The 19,729-nt window shown below is 41.4% G+C and carries 16 protein-coding genes; 5 read left to right on the forward strand and 11 right to left on the reverse strand.

All coding sequences use genetic code 11. The features are described from left to right. Nucleotides 1–46: 46 nt before the first annotated feature. The 7 genes from rpoB to KTO63_RS07380 all read right to left on the reverse strand — a co-directional run bounded on the left by rpoB (nucleotide 47) and on the right by KTO63_RS07380 (nucleotide 9,196). On the reverse strand, nucleotides 47–3,850 hold the full coding sequence (gene rpoB, locus KTO63_RS07350; RefSeq protein WP_217790584.1) for a DNA-directed RNA polymerase subunit beta: 3,804 nt from the start codon (nucleotides 3,848–3,850) through the stop codon (nucleotides 47–49). A gap of 341 nt (nucleotides 3,851–4,191) precedes the next feature. Continuing rightward, nucleotides 4,192–4,818: a thiamine phosphate synthase gene (thiE, locus tag KTO63_RS07355; protein WP_217790585.1), complete on the reverse strand. Its 627-nt coding sequence runs from the start codon at nucleotides 4,816–4,818 to the stop codon at nucleotides 4,192–4,194. Nucleotides 4,819–5,198: 380 nt separating this feature from the next. Further along, the gene (locus KTO63_RS07360) at nucleotides 5,199–5,549 is read right to left on the reverse strand and encodes a hypothetical protein (protein ID WP_217790586.1); all 351 of its coding nucleotides are present in this window, start codon (nucleotides 5,547–5,549) and stop codon (nucleotides 5,199–5,201) included. Nucleotides 5,550–5,583: 34 nt separating this feature from the next. Next, nucleotides 5,584–6,900 (reverse strand): ABC transporter permease, encoded by a 1,317-nt coding sequence (locus tag KTO63_RS07365; RefSeq protein WP_217790587.1) that lies wholly within the window; start codon nucleotides 6,898–6,900, stop codon nucleotides 5,584–5,586. A gap of 43 nt (nucleotides 6,901–6,943) precedes the next feature. After that, nucleotides 6,944–7,678, reverse strand: coding sequence for an ABC transporter ATP-binding protein (locus KTO63_RS07370; protein ID WP_217790588.1), 735 nt, complete (start codon nucleotides 7,676–7,678; stop codon nucleotides 6,944–6,946). Nucleotides 7,679–7,754: 76 nt separating this feature from the next. Further along, a complete protein-coding gene (locus KTO63_RS07375) occupies nucleotides 7,755–8,768 on the reverse strand; it encodes a BtrH N-terminal domain-containing protein (protein WP_217790589.1) in 1,014 nt (337 codons plus the stop codon). Nucleotides 8,769–8,785: 17 nt separating this feature from the next. Further along, nucleotides 8,786–9,196, reverse strand: a complete 411-nt coding sequence (locus tag KTO63_RS07380; protein ID WP_217790590.1) for a hypothetical protein — start codon at nucleotides 9,194–9,196, stop codon at nucleotides 8,786–8,788. Nucleotides 9,197–9,525: 329 nt separating this feature from the next. Here KTO63_RS07380 and KTO63_RS07385 point away from each other — a divergent pair, with 329 nt between their 5' ends. The 3 genes from KTO63_RS07385 (at nucleotide 9,526) to KTO63_RS07395 (ending at nucleotide 13,400) form a co-directional block, all read left to right on the forward strand. After that, nucleotides 9,526–11,520: a KUP/HAK/KT family potassium transporter gene (locus KTO63_RS07385; protein WP_232373070.1), complete on the forward strand. Its 1,995-nt coding sequence runs from the start codon at nucleotides 9,526–9,528 to the stop codon at nucleotides 11,518–11,520. A gap of 143 nt (nucleotides 11,521–11,663) precedes the next feature. After that, nucleotides 11,664–12,452, forward strand: coding sequence for an alpha/beta hydrolase (locus tag KTO63_RS07390; RefSeq protein WP_217790592.1), 789 nt, complete (start codon nucleotides 11,664–11,666; stop codon nucleotides 12,450–12,452). A gap of 141 nt (nucleotides 12,453–12,593) precedes the next feature. Next, on the forward strand, nucleotides 12,594–13,400 hold the full coding sequence (locus KTO63_RS07395; RefSeq protein WP_217790593.1) for an alpha/beta hydrolase: 807 nt from the start codon (nucleotides 12,594–12,596) through the stop codon (nucleotides 13,398–13,400). Between the two features lie 90 nt (nucleotides 13,401–13,490). Here KTO63_RS07395 and KTO63_RS07400 read toward each other — a convergent pair whose 3' ends face one another. The 3 genes from KTO63_RS07400 to KTO63_RS07410 all read right to left on the reverse strand — a co-directional run bounded on the left by KTO63_RS07400 (nucleotide 13,491) and on the right by KTO63_RS07410 (nucleotide 16,109). Beyond that, complete coding sequence (locus KTO63_RS07400) at nucleotides 13,491–14,441, reverse strand: hydrogen peroxide-inducible genes activator (RefSeq protein WP_217790594.1); 951 nt, start codon at nucleotides 14,439–14,441, stop codon at nucleotides 13,491–13,493. Nucleotides 14,442–14,645: 204 nt separating this feature from the next. Beyond that, the gene (locus KTO63_RS07405) at nucleotides 14,646–15,563 is read right to left on the reverse strand and encodes a S66 peptidase family protein (protein ID WP_217790595.1); all 918 of its coding nucleotides are present in this window, start codon (nucleotides 15,561–15,563) and stop codon (nucleotides 14,646–14,648) included. Nucleotides 15,564–15,788: 225 nt separating this feature from the next. Further along, nucleotides 15,789–16,109: a carboxypeptidase-like regulatory domain-containing protein gene (locus KTO63_RS07410; protein WP_217790596.1), complete on the reverse strand. Its 321-nt coding sequence runs from the start codon at nucleotides 16,107–16,109 to the stop codon at nucleotides 15,789–15,791. A gap of 406 nt (nucleotides 16,110–16,515) precedes the next feature. Here KTO63_RS07410 and tgt point away from each other — a divergent pair, with 406 nt between their 5' ends. Together tgt and KTO63_RS07420 are read left to right on the forward strand one after the other, a co-directional pair. Then, a complete protein-coding gene (gene tgt, locus KTO63_RS07415) occupies nucleotides 16,516–17,655 on the forward strand; it encodes a tRNA guanosine(34) transglycosylase Tgt (RefSeq protein ID WP_217790597.1) in 1,140 nt (379 codons plus the stop codon). 35 nt (nucleotides 17,656–17,690) lie between these two features. After that, nucleotides 17,691–19,115, forward strand: a complete 1,425-nt coding sequence (locus tag KTO63_RS07420; protein ID WP_217790598.1) for a DUF6056 family protein — start codon at nucleotides 17,691–17,693, stop codon at nucleotides 19,113–19,115. Nucleotides 19,116–19,204: 89 nt separating this feature from the next. Here the strand turns inward: KTO63_RS07420 and KTO63_RS07425 are convergent, their stop codons facing one another. Further along, the gene (locus KTO63_RS07425) at nucleotides 19,205–19,720 is read right to left on the reverse strand and encodes a DUF4339 domain-containing protein (protein ID WP_217790599.1); all 516 of its coding nucleotides are present in this window, start codon (nucleotides 19,718–19,720) and stop codon (nucleotides 19,205–19,207) included. Nucleotides 19,721–19,729 lie beyond the last annotated feature (9 nt).

Genomic DNA, 19,729 nt, shown 5'->3' on the forward strand with positions numbered 1-19,729 from the left:
AAGCCGCGGCAATGCCGCGGCTTTACAATATGATGAATAATATTCGTTATTCAAATTTCAGATCCAGACCCAAACCTCTCAACTCGTGAACCAATACGTTGAATGATTCAGGAACACCAGCTCTTGGAATGTTGTCACCTTTAACGATGGCTTCATAAGTTTTTGCACGACCTATGATATCATCAGATTTAATAGTTAACAACTCCTGAAGGATGTTAGATGCACCATATGCTTCAAGTGCCCAAACCTCCATCTCACCAAAACGCTGACCACCGAACTGTGCTTTACCACCCAAAGGTTGTTGTGTGATCAAGCTGTATGGTCCGATAGAACGTGCGTGCATTTTATCATCAACCATGTGGTGCAGTTTGATCATGTAAATGATACCCACAGTAGCTTTCTGGTGCATACGTTCGCCTGTTTCACCATCATACAGGTATGTGTGACCCATCATTGGGATACCTGCTCTCTCGCAGTATTCAGCGATTTCGTCAGTTGTAGCACCGTCGAAAATTGGAGTTGCGAATTTCATACCCAATTTTTCACCGCACCATCCAAGTACTGTTTCGTAGATTTGTCCAAGGTTCATACGACTAGGTACGCCCAATGGGTTCAATACGATGTCAACCGGAGTACCATCTTCCAGGTAAGGCATATCTTCTGCACGTACAATCTTAGCAACGATACCTTTGTTACCGTGGCGACCGGCCATTTTATCACCCACTTTCAACTTACGTTTTACAGCAAGGTAAACTTTAGCCAATTTCAATACACCGGCAGGTAATTCATCACCGATTGATACGTTGAATTTCTCTCTCTTATAACGTCCAAGCTCTTCGTTGTACTTGATGTTATAGTTGTGCAACAAGATGTTGATCTGGTTGTCGATATCAGCATCGCCTGTCCAACCCAGCGGGTTGATGTTCAGGTAGTCAAGGCTTGCAAGGTTCTTAGCAGTGAACTTCGCACCTTTACCGATTTGTACTTCACCGAAGTTATTGCTAACACCAGTTGAAGCTTTATCTTTCAACAACACTTGCAGTTTGCTCAACAATACTTCCAACAGATCAGTTACATTCTTCTCGTGAACTTTCTCGATTTTCTCGATAGTTGCTTTTTCACGAACTTTTGTATTCTTATCTTTTTTAGCACGTTGGAAAAGTTTCTTGTCGATAACCACGCCTTCTACCCCGTTTGGAGCTTTCAGCGAAGCATCTTTTGCGTCACCGGCTTTATCACCGAAGATCGCACGCAACAGTTTTTCTTCAGGAGTAGGATCGCTTTCTCCTTTTGGAGTGATCTTACCAATAAGGATGTCTCCTTCTTTAACCTGAGCACCGATGCGGATGATACCGTTTTCGTCAAGATCTTTTGTTGCTTCTTCAGATACGTTAGGGATATCAGGAGTCAATTCCTCTTCACCCAATTTAGTATCACGTACTTCCAGTTCGTATTCAGAAATGTGAATAGAAGTGAACCAGTCTTCGCGTGCTACTTTTTCGCTGATTACGATCGCATCCTCGAAGTTGTAACCTTTCCAAGGCATGAACGCCACTTTCAGGTTACGTCCCAAAGCCAATTCACCATCTTTTACAGCGTAACCTTCTGTTAAGAAGTCGCCTTCAATTACTTCCTGGCCTTTTTTCACAGCAGGACGTAAAGTGATAGATGTTTCCTGGTTGGTTTTAATAAACTTGGTTAGTTTATATATTTTAAGATCTTCTTCAAAGCTTACCAGTTTCTGAGCTTCGTTTCTGTCATAACGAACGTGGATTTCGTTAGAATCAACAAATTCAACAACACCGTTTCCTTCTGCCATGATCTGCGTGCGTGCGTCACGTGCAGCTTTGGCTTCAAGACCCGTACCAACGATAGGTACATGTGCGTTGATCAATGGAACTGCCTGACGTTGCATGTTTGATCCCATCAATGCACGGTTGGCGTCATCATGCTCAAGGAAAGGAATCAGGGAAGCACTCAAACCAACGATCTGGTTAGGAGCTACGTCCATGTATTCTACCTCATTTCTTTCTAAAATCGGGAAGTCACCTGTTTCGCGGCTGATGATCTTGTCTTCAGCAAACTCTCCTTTTTCTGTAAGCGGAGTATTTGCCTGCGCGATCTTAGCGAAATCCTCTTCTTCTGCACTCAGGTAAGTCAATTCTTTCATATTAACCTTACCGTCGTTCACTTTACGATATGGAGTTTCTATGAAGCCCATTTCGTTGATCTTCGCGTGCACACACAAAGTAGAGATCAAACCGATGTTTGGTCCTTCCGGGGTTTCGATTGTACAAAGACGACCGTAGTGTGAGTAGTGTACGTCACGAACCTCAAAGCCCGCACGCTCACGGCTCAAACCTCCTGGCCCTAACGCTGAGATACGACGTTTGTGTGTGATCTCAGACAATGGGTTGGTTTGGTCAAGGAATTGTGACAATTGAGAGGTACCGAAGAATGAGTTGATCACAGAAGAAAGTGTTCTTGCATTGATCAAATCAACCGGAGTAAATACCTCGTTATCACGAACGTTCATTCTTTCACGGATGGTACGAGCCATACGTGCAAGACCAACACCGAACTGAGCATACAATTGTTCGCCTACTGTACGTACGCGACGGTTGCTCAGGTGATCGATATCGTCAATATCTGCTTTCGCGTTTGTAAGGCGAACCAGGTATTTAATGATTTCAATAATATCTTCTTTCGTTAATACTTTCTTCTCAAGAGGATAGTTCAAATTCAACTTGCGGTTGATTTTGTAACGGCCCACTTCTCCAAGATCGTAACGTTTATCACTGAAGAACAATTTGTCAATGATACCACGTGCTGTTTCGTTGTCCGGAGCATCTGCACCGCGCAATTGACGGTAGATGTGTTGAACCGCTTCCAACTCAGAGTTAGAAGTATCTTTATTCAAAGTATTGTAGATGATCGCATAGTCGCCACCAACGTCTTCTCTTTGCAGGAACACGCTTTTAACGCCCATATCAACCACCATTTCAGCTGCTTCTTCGTCAAGGATAGTATCACGCTCAAGCACAACTTCGTTACGCTCGATAGAAACCACCTCACCGGTATCTTCATCTACGAAATCTTCTACCCATGTTCTCAATACACGAGCAGCTAATTTTTTACCAATATATTTTTCAAGTTGTTTTTTCTCGCCTTTAACCTCATCGGCCATTCCGAACAACTCAAGAATGTCCTTATCAGTTTCAAAACCGATAGAACGCAGCAAGGTTGTTACAGGGAATTTTTTCTTACGGTCGATGTAAGCATACATCACGTTGTTGATGTCTGTAGCAAACTCCATCCATGCGCCTTTGAAAGGAATTACCCTTGCAGAGTAAATCTTAGTACCGTTCGGGTGAACAGACTGTCCAAAGAACACACCAGGAGAACGGTGTAATTGAGAAACCACTACACGCTCAGCACCGTTGATAACAAAGGTACCACGTGGGGTCATGTAGGGAATGTTTCCGAGGAACACATCCTGAACGATGGTTTGGAAATCTACGTGCTCTTCATCATTACAGCTCAGGCGAAGCTTTGCTTTTAACGGAACAGCGTACGTTAAACCACGTTCCATACACTCTTCGATAGTGTAACGCGGCGGATCAATAAAGTAATCCAGGAATTCCAGCACGAAGATGTTGCGGGTATCGGTGATAGGGAAGTTTTCCCTGAACACCCGGAATAAACCCTCAATGTTTCTTTTGTCTGGAGTCGTTTCTAACTGGAAGAAGTCTTTAAATGATTGAATCTGTACTTCGAGTAGGTCAGGAGTTTCTGCAATATTTTTAATTTTTGCAAAATTGACCCTGTTGTTCACTTTTGTTGAAGACATATGTATAATTAAACCGGTTTTAAAGATTTTAAATCGTCTATAGACAAAATACCAAAGGAGAACATATTATGTTCTCTTTTTCACTACAAATCAATAAGTTATATAAAAAATACGGCCGTTATATAACATCAATTAGCTAATTTTCCCGTAAAAACAGGAGAGCAAAGGTAAGAAATAACATCAAATAAAAATAAAAGTTATTAAAGAAGACAGAAAACTGACAAAAATTATTTATATATATGCTGGCACTGATATGCTACGCTTCCGTGGTTGCCCTCGTAGTTATGGCAATATGAGGGCCGAGCAGCATATCCGCGCCGATCACGGGCCTGAACATGCAATCAGGCCAGATTGGCGATCTCAATTTCGTTTCTTAGTAATGCGGCCGCTTTTTCAGGGTCCTTTGCGCTGCAAATGGAAGACATCACGGCAATACAGTTTACGCCTGCCTTTACAACCTCTTTTACATTTGCCATATTAATGTTGCCAATAGCAGCAAGTGGTTTATTGGTTTGTGAGCGAATCCAGCGTATGCCTTCTATCCCCCACTCCATCAGCGAACCAGTCTTCGTAAAAACAGGGCAGATACCCAGGTAATCCGCTTTTTTTGCTTCGTCGCTATTGATTTGCTCTTCGTATTCAATTGAATAGCCAACGCAATTGCAATCTGGCCAAACTTGTTTTATAATACCGGGAGAATTGTCGCTTTTGCCAACGTGAACACCGTAGGCGTTTAGTCCCTTTGCAATATCCCAACGATCGTTTACGATCAATGGAACATTGTATTTGTTTAATAAATGTTGCAAAGCAATGGTGGTCATTGCAAAATCTGTTTCATCCATTTCATTGTCACGGAACTGAACAAGATCGACGCCGCCGCGGACAGCAGACTCCACGACCTGCAAAATGTTCTTGCCCTTACAAGCTAATTCACTGACAACCAGATATAATCTGTATGGAAATACCATAAAGTAATCGTTTAGTGATAAGTTTTAATGCAATAGCGCAGATACGCCCTGCTGCAGTGCCCAGGCTGCATATCAGCGCTAAGCATCAGCTAAGCATCAAATAACATACGGCTTTTGAGTTATGCACATATAAAATTGTGAAAAGCGTGTAAAATCTGACGCGAGTTTTGTTAACAAAGAAAGCCGGAAATTGTTCGGAGGAATTAATATTTTCTCTCGACTTGTTTGTCGCCCCTTCAATCCTCACATGTTGCTTTAAAGATTTTCGAAGTTTTTTGGGTGCAAGACCTGACAGGTTTTTAGAAACCTGTCAGGTCTTCGTCTCTGAAAATCCAGCGGAGACAATGAAATAAGTATATATTACAATAGCATTCATTCTGCTATTGCCCATCGGAAATTCCTGCGATTAGCAAAATCCCTTTTACAAGTGCAATACCTCCAAGTAAAACCCATGACGGAAGAAAAAATAAATAGAGTCTAATTTTTATAACCCATAAAAAAAGATTCCAGCCTGGAAGTAAAATCAACATTGCTTTTGTAAATCCAACATCATTGTTTATGCCCGGTATAATGGCTTGAGCAAGAAAAGAAGCCAAAACTGCTGGAACAAACATGAAAACAAACAGAAAAATATTGCCAACTATGGGTGCTTTTGCGATATCATCTATCCACTTAATGTCAGTTATTGCTCTTAAACCTAAAAACATATTTCCATCTTTATTTAAATTCATGCTGCCTGTGCCAGAACATTAAAACCGAGGCACTCTACCTTTTCCTTCTCTTTTCTACAATTCCTGCAATTATGAAAAACACAGCACTAAAGCCAAGCAGCAATGACAGTTTAGGCAAGATGCCATAAAAGCTTCCATTGCGCAGAAACAGATCATTTATTATATCCAGTGCCCAATGTAGCGGGGACACTTTTGCAAGTTGTTGCAGTGCATGCGGCAAGATTTGGATGGGCACCCATATACCGCCAATGGCGGATAATATGACGATAGATATTGAACCGAATGGCAAGGCCTGATTTGCTGTACGGAAAACGGTTCCAATCAGAACGCCGTAAGAAGTTGCTGTGAGAGAAATTACAGCAGCCGTGATAAACAGGGAAATGGGTGCATGGCCCATGTACAATGCCGGTAAACCTAAATGCGGCAACAAGTAAACGCCGGCCTGCAACATCAAATAGAATTGCACCACGCCTACCATCACGTAGAAAAATAATTTGCCGAACAGGATATCGAAATAAGACCCTGGAATAAGTTTTAATCTGGTCAGGCTACCATCTTCCCTTTCGCCGATCATGTTTCCCGCGATAGGAATGATGATGAAGAACAAACCAAATATCGCCCAGGCGGGAACGTTATGTTGCACTGAGTTGGTTGCCCCATAAATGCTGGCGCTTACAGGTGAAGCCTCTCTGATACCCACGGCACGCAATCTATTCTGCAAGTCAATATTTACGGAGTCATTGGCATTGCCGTCCTGCGACTTCATTGTTTTTGCCAATCTGGAAAGCGTTAACTCCGCCTCAGATTTCGTGGTAAATTTTTCAAGCGCGTTCATTATGGAAAGCTTGAAAGTCTGTTTGGCTGCAGGATCAAAATAGACTTGTATGTCATTGCCGGGACGGCTTTCTCTTTGTGGTAGTTTTCCGGGTGCGCCTATTTTTGAACCTATGTCATTCGCAATTTGGTTGGCACTATTGATCACTTCTGCGGATAACCCATTGGGAATAACTATACCGATCTGATATTTTCCTTTTTGAACCAAAGCCTTTACAGCAGCGTCATCCAGCACTTTATCATCGACAGATGTAACAAGATGGAATTGCTTTGCCTGGCTAAAATCTTCCTGCAATTTTTTCGCAAGCTGCCCGTGATCATTGTCTACCCACAACACATCAAAAGTAATGTTCTGGTATTCGCGAAATGGAGCATCCTGTATCAACGCCATGATTACAGTAAGTACAATCGGCATTAATAAAAGCAATGATAAACCGGCTATATCTTTTAAGAAAAGTCGGCATTCATTGATGATGGTAGCAATAATTCTAGATACAGATGCAGCCTTTTTTTGCATGAAACGGGGGAAGTTGTGAGTTTTTAGTTATAAGTTATGAGTCCTAATCTCTGACTTTTGTTCCGGTTATTTTTAAAAACAGATCTTCCAAATTATTTGCATGGTACGATGAAATCAAATCTTCCGTATTTCCATGAGCCACCAATTTTCCATTGTCTATAATGGCAACTTCATCACATAACTCCTGCGCTTCTTCCAACAGATGAGAGGTATAAATAATGGAATGCCCCTGGCCGTTATACATTTTCAGAAAGTCCATGATCATGTTGCGCGACTGCACATCTACGCCGGCAGTTGGCTCATCCAAAATCAGCAACACGGGTTCATGCAGCAAAGCAGCAATAATATTGGCTCTCCTTTTCATTCCTCCGGAAAAATGTTTAATCGCTTTTTTTGCGTTATTATCAAGACCAAAAATTCGCAAATAATGATAGATCTTATCTTTCAACTCTGTTCCTTTAAGTCCATACAATTTTCCAACGTACTGCAGATTTTCAAACACTGACAACTGCGGATACAAGGCAATGGATTGCGGCACAACGCCGACCTTTCTCTTAATGCTATCCAATTCACTCCTCACATTGTCTCCCAACACAACTACGTCTCCATTGTCTGGCGCTACCAACCCGCAAATGATTGAAATTGTAGTGGTTTTACCTGCGCCGTTTGGCCCCAGCAAACCCGCAATGATGCCTGTAGAGAATTGTATGCTCAATCCCTGCAAGGACGGCTCCAGCGCATGCTTGTATGTTTTATGGAGATTGTTTATTTGAAGCATGTTTAATTAATTGCGAGTTGAGAATGGAGAGTTGAGAATGGAGATTAACTCTCCACCCTCAATTCTCAACTCTCAACTATTTTCTCCCTTTCGCTACTTTTTTAAGTTTCTCAAAAAAATCTTTTTCCTTTCCGGATATGTCGATGAGCATGTCGCCCAGTTCATCGTAGGAGTGTAATTCGCCGCTGCGGGCCTTGCAGGTTCGTGCTGCGGAGTATGCGAAGTTGCGCCATTGGTCGCCTATTGTTGTCATTTCTTCTGACAGGTGCAATAGTTCGTCGTTGCCAAATTTCTTGCCTGCTTCCTGCAAAAATGCAGCGTACAAAAATCTGAAGCCGGCGCCACCTGTACCTATCTCTTCCTGCATGCGGATGATGTTTCCTACATACAGTGCCGATCTTCTCGGGTCAAGTTTGGCAGGGTATTGCTTAATTTTTTTACCCAAAAATTTAATGCCTTTTACTCCAAAGAATGGCACGGGCGGAGTTAGCATGAAAAAACATGTTTGATTGATGCCGCTCCAAATTGGTTTTGTAAGATCAACTGTTTTTGGTGCCTGAACGGGGTAATACATTCTGCCGTTCGGTTCCGGAAACCCTTTTGCAAAGCGGGCCTTCGCCAGATCTTCGGAAGAAACCTTGGCAACATTTTCCATTACAGGGTCACTGATCAGGTATTCATCACCTTCTTTGCCAAAGGCAATTAAATTATGCGCATTGAAATGGAAACGGAAAGCCGGAGGCAAATAGTTTAAATAATAAACGCTGGCCATCATTCCTGCAGGTCTTTTGCTGGCCAAAACCTCATCCAGCGCCTGCGTTGCTTTTTCGGGCGTTTTAAAATTCTCCACTTTTATTTTTACGCCAAGCTGGTTGCTTACTCTTTTGAAAATGTAACCTGGCCAAATGCGAAAGGTCGTTCCAGGTACGCCATTTACTTTTACAAATGGTAAGTGCCCGAAAAACATTCCTGCTCCGATGCCAAATATCATGGGTTCAGAAAGTTCTATTCCGTAATACCTTAAAAGATTTACTGTAACGCCGCTTTCACAGTGTGCATACTGGTGATGCTCGAAATTTTCAATAATCATAGATGGTTGAGATATTATTACGCTGCAGGGAATTTAGTAAGTTCATCTACAGTTATGTTGAAAACGGAAGCGTACCGCTCCAATGTTTTTTTATCCAATTTTTTAAAGACAGAAGGTTTTAAGTGCCGCTTTACTACCCATTTCCATTTGCCGACATAACTTGCAAGAATGGGAATATCCATAAGATTTTTCAGCATAAAATAGGCAATGGGACTCACTTCTCCACTTTTCACCTTCTCCCGGGTTTCTGCAATATGTTCGTCAATGTCTTCCCAGGCTTGGGTAAGCGCATAATTCTCGGCCTCCCAGCCATCCGACTGTGCAGATTCATAATTTCCGGAATCGTCAGTCACGTATAATACTTTCCTTAAGGTATTGTCTTCTCCCTTAATGATTTTTTTATCCTGTGGTAATTCTTCCTTTTTCATAATCCCGGGTTGTTTAATAGCGCCTCACAAACGTAAACAAAAACTGCGATTATACGTTGAGAGGAGAGGAATTAGGAGTTAGAAATTAGGAATTAGAATTTTACTTCAGCACCTTACTAATTCCTAACTTCTAATTCCTAATTCCTGACTAAACTAACGGTTAGTAGTTTCAGCTATTAACTAATAATTTTTTAAACAACTTTAATTGTGTTTCCATATAACTTTGCAGCTTGTGTCTGCAGGAAAACTGTTAACACAGTATTAAAATATTCGTACACAGTAAAGTTCATAATTACTCAATCGTGGGCAAAATATCAAACAAGGCCTCGTTGGCCGGACTTCTAATCGCCTTAGGAATTATTTATGGTGACATTGGTACATCTCCTCTTTACGTAATGAGTGCAATCATTGCCGGAAGACCTATTTCAGAAGACCTTATCATCGGAAGCGTGTCTTGTATTATCTGGACGCTTACTCTACAAACCACCGTTAAATACGTTATCCTCACCTTACAGGCAGATAACAAGGGTGAAGGTGGTATCTTTTCATTATACGCATTGGTAAGACGGCAACGGAAATGGCTGGTTGTTGCTGCAATGCTCGGCGGTGCTGCATTGCTCGCCGACGGTATGATTACGCCTCCAATTACCGTTACCTCTGCCATTGAGGAGCTTGGAAGGCAAGATTTCTTCCGTCCTATTGTGGATGCAAACCCCAACGTTATCATGTACATAGTGCTGGGCATTTTATGTGCGCTATTTTTTGTGCAGCAATTTGGTACGGCGTCTATTGGTAAATTCTTTGGCCCGATTATGTTCGTCTGGTTCTGTATGTTGGCAGTCCTGGGAATCTCTAAGATTTCTTATGACTTCGAAATGTTCAAAGCGCTGAACCCGTACTACGCCATAAAATTACTGGTAACCTATCCAAAAGGATTCTGGTTGCTGGGTGCAGTTTTCCTTTGTACTACGGGTGCTGAAGCGTTGTACTCCGACCTTGGCCACTGCGGAAAATGGAACATCCGTTATTCATGGATATTCGTAAAAACTGCGCTGATCTTAAACTACCTGGGACAGGGTGCATGGCTTTTGGCAAAACATCATGGAGCTGTATTTGCAACTGAAAAGCTTTTAAAAGATTCCAAGTTTATGTTGGAATTTCCTAACGCGCAGGAGCTGATCAACCCTTTCTACGGCATCATGCCACATTGGTTCATTATCGCGGGTATCGTGATTGCAACTGCCGCCGCAATCATTGCGAGCCAGGCGTTGATCAGTGGTTCATTTACCCTGATCAGTGAGGCAATGCGACTGAATCTTTGGCCAAAACTGAAAATTGTTTATCCAACTGAGGAACGCGGACAACTATATATTCCTGGCATTAACCTGTTGTTGTTTTTGGGCTGTACCGGTGTTGTATTGTACTTCCAGGAATCGAGCAACATGGAAGCTGCCTACGGTTTGGCGATTACGATGTGTATGATCGCGACTTCTATCTTATTCGCGAATTATCTCGTTTCCAAACGAACCCCGCCATATCTTATTTATCTGTATCTCGTGGTGTATTTGGGAATTGAATTCAGTTTCCTTTTCGCGAACCTTGAGAAATTCCCTCATGGCGGTTTCGTGTCTTTGATCATTGCCGGAGGTTTGTTTACCATCATGTATATCTGGTTCCGCAGCAGAAAAATCAAAAACCGCTACGTGGAGTTTGTTCGCATGGACCATTATATTCCGCAAATACAGGAATTGAGTAACGACAGAACTGTTCCAAAACACGCGACACACCTGGTGTATATGACTAGTGCCAATAACCCGAAAGAAATTGAGCACAAGATCATTTATTCGATTTTGAATAGAAAACCGAAACGTGCAGATATCTACTGGTTCATTCACGTAGATACGTTGGATGATCCATATACCTGCGAATATTCTGTTGACCACATTATTCCAAATGATATCATCAGGGTAGAGTTCCGCCTGGGGTTCAGAATTGAGCCGCGCATTAACCTGATGTTCCGTAAAGTGGTGGCAGATCTTGTTGCCAACAAAGAAGTGAACATTACGAGTCGTTATGAAAGTCTTGAAAGAAACAATGTGGTGGGCGATTTCCAATTCATTGTTATGGAAAAATATTTGAGTCAGGATAATGAATTGCCAATCGTGGAGCGCATTATTATGAAGTTGTATTTCTGGGTGAAAGAAATCAGTCTTTCTGAGGAAAGAGGCTTCGGTCTTGATTCTGCAAGTGTAACGGTTGAAAAGTTCCCGTTGATCGTATCACCTGTTACAAATTTGCGATTGAAGAGAATTGAGGTAGACTGACATAGTGGAGAATTGAGAATTGAGAATTGAGAGTTGAAAGTTATTTGAAAAGTTGGGCCTGCTGGTCCAACTTTTTTGTTTTGTGTAACGTTAATGTTTGCAGGTAAAAAATTTATTATCTTGAAATTGCTAACAGACACTTATTGAATCATATTCTAATTTATATAGCGGCAGGCATTGTTTTACTTTCTATTCTCGGATATTTTTTCCAGGAAAAATTCATTTTCAAACCAGAAAAACTAAGGAAAGACTTTGTTTTCAAATACGATGTTCCTTTTCGCGAATTGAATTTCAACATTGGTCCGGGCGTATTGATAAACGGACTGCATTTTTACAGGGAAAATCCCAAAGGATTAATCCTCTATCTACATGGGAACAGCCGGAGCATAAAGGGTTGGGCCAAATGCGCAAAAGACTTTTACCGGTATGATTACGATGTTGTATTGATCGATTACCGGGGCTTTGGAAAAAGCACGGGCAAGCGTAGCGAACCAGAAATGTTGAGTGATGTTCAATTTGTGTACTCGGCTTTGGCCAAACAATTTGCGGAACATCATATCATCGTTTACGGAAGAAGCATTGGCAGCGGCTTCGCAGCAAAGATCGCATCTGATAACAAACCGCGCTACCTGATCCTCGATGCGCCCTATTACAATTTTACAAGAGTGGTGAAACGCTTTCTTCCTATTTTACCGGTGAGTATTGTGCTCCGCTATCACCTGCGTATTGACAAATGGATCCGCTACGTAAATTGTCACACTTACATTTTACATGGCACAAAGGACAGACTGATCCCTATTAAGCACAGCGAAAAACTCCAGGAAATCAGCCCTAACAAAATCACACTGATCCGCATTGTAGGCGGCGGACACAACAACCTGCCATCGTTTGATGAGTACCATAATTTTATTCGGGATATTTTGAAATACTAGGGCAATTTGACAATTTGAAAATGTGGGAATTTGAAAATTCATTCAACGCAGGAAGCTGATTTCTATTCGCGGCTCTAAAACTTAATATCATTTTCAAATTTTCAAATCTTCAAATTTTCAAATTGATGCTATTTTTGCAGCATGAGAGGACCAGTTTTTAAATGGATCAAGATTATCATTATAGTGTATTGTGCTATTGGTATTGCTTTTTATTATTTGCAGGATCAGATTCTTTTTCATCCTGAAAGAAAGGCTAAGAACGAGGCATACAATTTCGATATTCCTCACAAGGAAGTGAACATTGCTTATGACACTGCTTCCAATCTCAACATTGTTCAGTTTACAACAAAGGACAGCGTTGCAAAGGGTGTGGTATTGTACTTTCATGGCAACAAAAAGAACATCGGGTGGTATGCCAAATACGCTCCCAACTTCACAAAGAACGGCTATGAAGTTTGGATGATCGACTATCCGGGATTTGGAAAAAGCACAGGCCGCATGACAGAACAGCGATTATATGATTATGCTTTGCAGTTGTACAAACTGGCTCGTACAAAATACGGCAAAGACAGCATCATCATTTATGGTAAAAGCATGGGAACAGGTGTTGCGGCGCAGTTGGCTTCTATCAGGGATTGCAAGCGCTTAATTTTGGAAACGCCTTACTCCAGTATGCGCGGATTGGTGCAGACTTATTTTTTCATGTATCCACTGAAAAATATGCTGCACTATAATTTACCTACTTACGAATATTTACAAAAGGTAATTGACCCGGTAACTATTTTTCATGGCACCGACGATAGAGTAATTACTTATCGAAACGCATCGAAATTAAAACCTTTCTTAAAACCCGGAGATGAGTTTGTCACCATTAAAGGAGGCAGCCATAATAACCTTAATAATTATCCATTGTTTCATGAGAAACTGGATTCACTGCTGGCGCAGTGATTGAATGACTGAATAACTGAATAACTGAGGGTTTAAGTGAGACTTTCGTTATCGCACTTCGGACATTCAGTTATTCAGTTAATCAGTTATTCAGCTATTGTCCCCATTCACTTCTACTACAAACGACTTTTTATTCTTCTTGATCTTCTCCGGCACGGCAGAAATGATTTCGGTTTTCAAGGCGTCGATCAATCTTTTCTTTACAAAGTCACGATGAACAACGAGGCTCACTTCGCGCATGGGCGAAGGATTGCGGAAATGTCTTATTAATTGTAATTGTTTTGGCGCCATGTCAGTGGTTGCCAGCTCAGGAAGAATAGTGATGCCTTCATTCACTTCCACCATCCGTCTTAATGTTTCAATGCTTCCCGCTTCGTATTTAAAACTGTGTTCCAGCTCGCTTTGCTTGCGCAGGTCGCAAAGGTTTACAATCTGCGATCTAAAACAGTGTCCTTCTTCCATCAACCAAAGTTTATCAGTCGCAATGTCGCTTGGCTGAATAACCGTTTTTTTGAACAGGTCATTCTTTCTGGAAACGTAGGCCAGTAGTTCTTCATAAAATAAAGGATATTCTTTAATACCGTTTTCGTGCAAAGGCGTAACAAGAATACCAACGTCTATGCGCCCTTCTTTCAAACGGGAAATCATCACATCCGTCATCATTTCGTTTACGACCAGTTTTATTTGCGGAAACTTTTTACTGAAGCCTTTTACAAAAAGTGGTAAGAGATATGGAGCTAAAGTCGGAATAATGCCAATGCGCAATTCGCCGGTCAATATGCCTTTCTTTTGCTGAACGATCTCCTGTATTACATTTTTCTCAGCAATGATCTTCCTTGCCTGTGCGAGAATGTCTATCCCCGCTTCTGTAGGCACAACGGGCTGTTTGCTGCGATCGAAAATCTTTACACCCAAATCCGTTTCTAATTTCTGAACCTGCATGCTTAGCGTGGGCTGCGTTACAAAACATGCATCTGCTGCGGCAGCAAAATGACGAAAATTATCTACCGCCACGATATATTCCAGTTGCGTGAAAGTCATGCCGCAAAGATAGAACCTATCGATGAGGTTGAGAAATCAATAAATTTTAACTATGAAGTAAAAATTAAAAATCAAAACAGGAGATTATACACAAGCCCAAGTAAAGCTCGATTTCATATAGCAGTTTTTGCTTAAGAGGGCGAATGCGATTCGTGAGCAACAGGGCGAATTCAATTCGCCCCTACCATTTTCAACTTTCAATTTTCAACTTTCAATTTCTCTCAGCTTCACCTCATTATCTCCCACCTTCAATTCATACTCAGCTCCCACCTTCAGTGCATAATTTTTCGTATCATGACTTACAGGAAAATCAAAGCAGATGGGATATTTATAGTCTTTTACAATGTCCTGAATAATTTCAAAAACAGTTTTGCCGAACGGTCTTGTGGTATCTTTCATATCAGTAAAGCCACCAATAATCAATCCTGCAAGCTCGTCCAGCTTACCGGCACGTTTCAGCTGTAGCATCATTCTGTCGATGTTGTAGGTGTACTCGCCAATATCTTCAATAAAAAGAATCCTGTTTTTCGTTTTGACTTCAGATTTTGAACCGATCAGATGCGCCAGCAATGCAAGATTCCCTCCTACCAATTCTCCACTTGCCGTTCCTGTTTTGTTGAACTCGTGAGCAGGACAAGCATATTGCATGGCTTTTCCTTCGAGCGTTTCTTTTAAGGAAAGAACGTATTCATTTTTATAGCCTTCATCGTTGAAAGCAGCTGCCATCGGCGAATGTATGGATGCAATTTTGTAGTTCGCATAAATGTGCGAATGAAAAACGGTAATATCACTGAACCCAATGATCCATTTGGGATGTTTCTCGAAGTGCTTAAAATCAACGTCATCAATTATCCTGCTTACGCCGTATCCGCCCCTGCCACAGAGAATGGCTTTCACTTCTTTGTCATCTAGCATTTGCTGAAAGTCATTCAGGCGTTCTTCATCTGTGCCGGAAAAATAGTTGGTAGAACCACCACCAAGTGTCTTGCCAACTTTGACTTTATAACCCCATTGCAATAGTGTGTTTATACAAACCTCTGCTTTATCATAAGGCATGTAACCCGCGGGACAAACGATTCCTATTGTATCTCCGGGTTTTAAGTAAGGAGGGATGGTGATCATAATGACTGAATAACAGAATAACTGAATAACTGAATTGTTACCAGTTAAATGCAAGTCCAAAATAAGAACATTTCAGTTATTCAGTTACTCAGTTATTCAGTCTGTTAAAAAAAGATCCGTTGAATGCAAAAGGTCGCGATCAACGGATACATGGAATTCCATAGTGGTTATAATCAAAGTAATCAGATTTAGTAAAAGAAAACACCCACGAAGGGTTATTTATCCCTACTGTTGCAGTTTGATTTCACCTACATCAGTGGGTTGTCCTTCCGCTACGTTCACATCATCTTTCGCTATATTTTTATAAGGTGGTTTCGCTTCAATAATGATGCGATACGTTCCTGGTTTTGCATTGGTAATTTCAAATGCACCACTTTGTACCGGCGCCCTCAATGTATCACTGCTTGATAGTGCCCATGCACGCACTGCGCCTTCAGATGGGCTAACCGTACCTTTGATGGTTCCGTTTTGCACTGTATAGAAAGAAAACAATCCGGCCACACCAATGCCTAATAATCCCAATTTCAATTTTGTGAGTTGTTTCATAACAATCGAATTTTTGATAGATAATTAATTAAGTTTTTATACTTTCTACGGGGGGATGCTTAGAGCTTTTACTGGGGGAACCAACCTAAAACAAGGACTGTGCCGAATGGTGCCAGTAAATGCCAGAGTTATGTACACTTTGGGCGTTAACGGCGATTTTAAGATTTCTTTAAATTTTCGGTTACTCATTCTCAGGGAGTTAGAGAGAGCACGCAGATGACGCTGATTTAGCAGATTTGCGATGATCAATACTGAATAACTGAGTAACTGAATAACTGAAATATCGAACGATTGAAAGCCTGCACAGATAAGGGGCAGTGATCAACGGAAAAAAAATCTGTGTAAATCAGTCCAATCTGCGTCATCTGCGTGCCGTTTTCTATCTTTGCCCGCTTAACAAGTACACATGGCGGCTTTAACATTTGATCTTCAAACGACGGATAGCGCTTCAAAAGCGAGGGCAGGGAAAATAACAACGGATCATGGTGAAATTCTTACACCGATATTCATGCCTGTAGGAACGGTGGGCAGCGTGAAGGCCGTTTCACAAAAACAATTGTATGACGATGTAAAGGCGCAGATCATCCTTGGCAATACTTATCATTTGTATTTACGTCCAACGCTTGACATACTCGAAAGCGCCGGAGGCTTGCATAAATTCAATGGCTGGCATAAACCGATTCTTACAGACAGTGGCGGCTACCAGGTTTTTTCACTGGCAAACAACAGAAAGATCAAAGAAGAAGGCGTTATTTTTCAAAGCCATATTGATGGTTCGAAACACTTGTTTTCTCCGGAACGTGTGATGGATATCCAGCGCACTATCGGCGGAGATATCATCATGGCGTTTGACGAATGTCCGCCTTACCCAAGTGATACCAAATATGCCAAAACATCCATGGAGCTTACGCATCGCTGGCTCGACAGATGTTTTACGCAATTCAACAGTACTCCCGACAAATACGGCTATACGCAAAACCTGTTTCCGATTGTTCAGGGAAGCACCTACAAGGATCTTCGCAAGGCATCATCCGAATACATTGCGTCGAAAGGTGCTACAGGCAACGCTATCGGCGGCCTTAGCGTGGGTGAGCCGGAGGAAATGATGTATGAAATCTGTGCGCTTTGCTGCGATCATTTGCCGGTTGACAAACCTCGCTACCTGATGGGCGTGGGCACGCCATGGAACATTCTTGAAAATATTGCCTTAGGCGTGGATATGTTTGACTGCGTGATGCCTACCCGCAATGGCCGCAACGCAATGCTCTTTACTTCCAAAGGTGTGATCAATATTGACAATAAAAAATGGGAAAAAGATTTTTCTCCTATTGACGACGGCATTGATTGCGAAACAAGCAATTACTATTCAAAAGCATACCTGCGCCACCTCATCAAATCCAAAGAAATTTTAGGTTTGACCATTGCAAGCGTTCACAATCTTGCTTTTTATCTGCATCTTGTAACCGAAGCCCGTAAGCATATTTTGCAGGGCGATTTCGTGAGCTGGAAAAATGAGCAGGTAGACATATTGAAGACAAGATTGTAAGGCCGGCTCTCAACATAACTATTGAACCCAACATTATGAAAGTAAAAAGCGTACGATTGCTTCCATGGTTGTCTATTGCAGTTTTACTTATTCCTCTTATTGTTTTATGTTTTTTTAATCATCCTTCGGCAGATGATTATGTGGGTGCAGGCGTTTGCCGGGATGGTTTGTTTTTCCAAAAATATCGAGACTTATATCTCTACTGGCAGGGCAGATATTTTTCCCAGGCGTTGGGGATGTATGGCAGCTTTATTGAGGTCAACTATAATCTTTATTGGCTGCACCCCATCGTGCTTTTTATACTTACGCTTTGGGGCATTTATTTTTTGTTATCGCAACTGTTACGATATTTATTTAAAGTTCATCTTTCATTTTCTTTAAAACTACTGGCTACGTTTTTGTTTTTCTTTCTCAATTTTTTTGTTCAGCCATCCATGGCCGAAAGTGTGTATTGGCTCAGTAGTTCACTGGGATATTATCTTGCGTTTACCCTTCTGCTTTTTTGGCTAGGCCTTTTCATTTCCTACAACTACAACAATGGGAAAAGAAAAACAGATCTTTTTCTTCTGGCTATCCTGTCATTTCTTATTTGCGGATCAAATGAACTTATTGCCATTGCCCTGGTCTTGTTTTGCATTGTAGGTTGTTTGTTTTCTTACAGATTAAAAAAAAGCATGCGACCCGTAGCCGCAATACTATTGATCACCATGGTAGCAACGGCCTTAGAGATCTTTTCACCCGGCTCAACGTCGCGTTCTACTGTTATTGGGAAAAAGGATCTTGTGAAAATAATCTTCAGTTTTTGCTATTGGGGAAGCCAGGTTTATATCAGCATTCTTAAAGAACCATTATCGTGGGCTTCCGCTGCTGCTGCGGTATTGCTTGGGACAAGGTATAGAGAAAGCGTTCATACAAATATTAAAAGGAATGGCTGGCTGCATCTCTTCCTGATCTTTTTTTCGATCATCTGTATTTCCCCGATATTGTATGGAAGCAACGGTTCGATGCCCCTACGCATGTTGAACAATGTTGTGTCAATGCAATTGCTGCTTTTGCTGGCAGAATGTTTTTTACTGGGCACGTTGATAAGAAGCAGCGAAATAACAGCAATACTGCAGGCAGCGAAATTCAAAACCGCATATTTTTATGCCTTGTCTGCTATTCTGCTACTCTCGTCTACTTTCACGTTTAATCTGTACGACAATCTTATCCAGGGATTTTTTTATGATAAAATGATGAGCCATAACGAGTACCTGAAAAAAACAAATGACGCTTTGTACGAAGAGAAAGTAATTCGCAACTATTCAACTTTCGTGGAGGAAGAGATAAAGAATTACCCTGCTTTAAACAAGGAGGTATTTATTCAAAAGGCAAAACAGTTGCCCTCGTTTCTGTTTTTCTACAATGATTTCGAGAATCAGCAAACAGAGAAAGTTTTTTTAAACAAATATTACAGGTGAACCGGGAATAACGCACCAAGAGTTAAACCAGCCAAACAAATGAATGATCGCCGCTGACGAATCTGGCTTTCATAATTCATCATTCACTCCTACACAGATCGCTTGTGCATATAATAAAGTAACAGGATAAATAAAGTTCCGCCTACATACACGCTAAACTCCGACCAATCGTAGTTGGCAAAAAGCCCGTTGAATTTAACCAGCGTTCCCCACACATCAGGATTGCTGCTGATTTTGGTATAGGTGGCATCGGTAAACTTAATAAACGGCCAAAACTTTTCGGTCGACGGGTCGCCGATATAGTTAAAAGGCTTTATTTGCGCATATGATAAAATAAGCGCCAGCAAATTAAATCCTAGCCAAATAAAAAGCCATCTGAATCGTTGTGCAAAACTGGCAAGCTGTGCAGTGATAGTTTCAGTTTCTGCAAAACCATTTCCATTTTGAGCAAACTGGCTATAGACTTCCGGAACCTGGTCGAGTCTCTTCCATTCGGGTGAGTTTTTGTACCAGATCATCGTATCCGAAGTCAACCTCTTTTTTTTCAACTCTTCAACGGAATAAGGCCCTTCAATGGTTTCGTTCTTAAGGTAATAAATGAGCATAGATTACAC

This window comes from Pinibacter aurantiacus, assembly GCF_019130065.1.
GTDB lineage: Bacteria > Bacteroidota > Bacteroidia > Chitinophagales > Chitinophagaceae > Pinibacter > Pinibacter aurantiacus.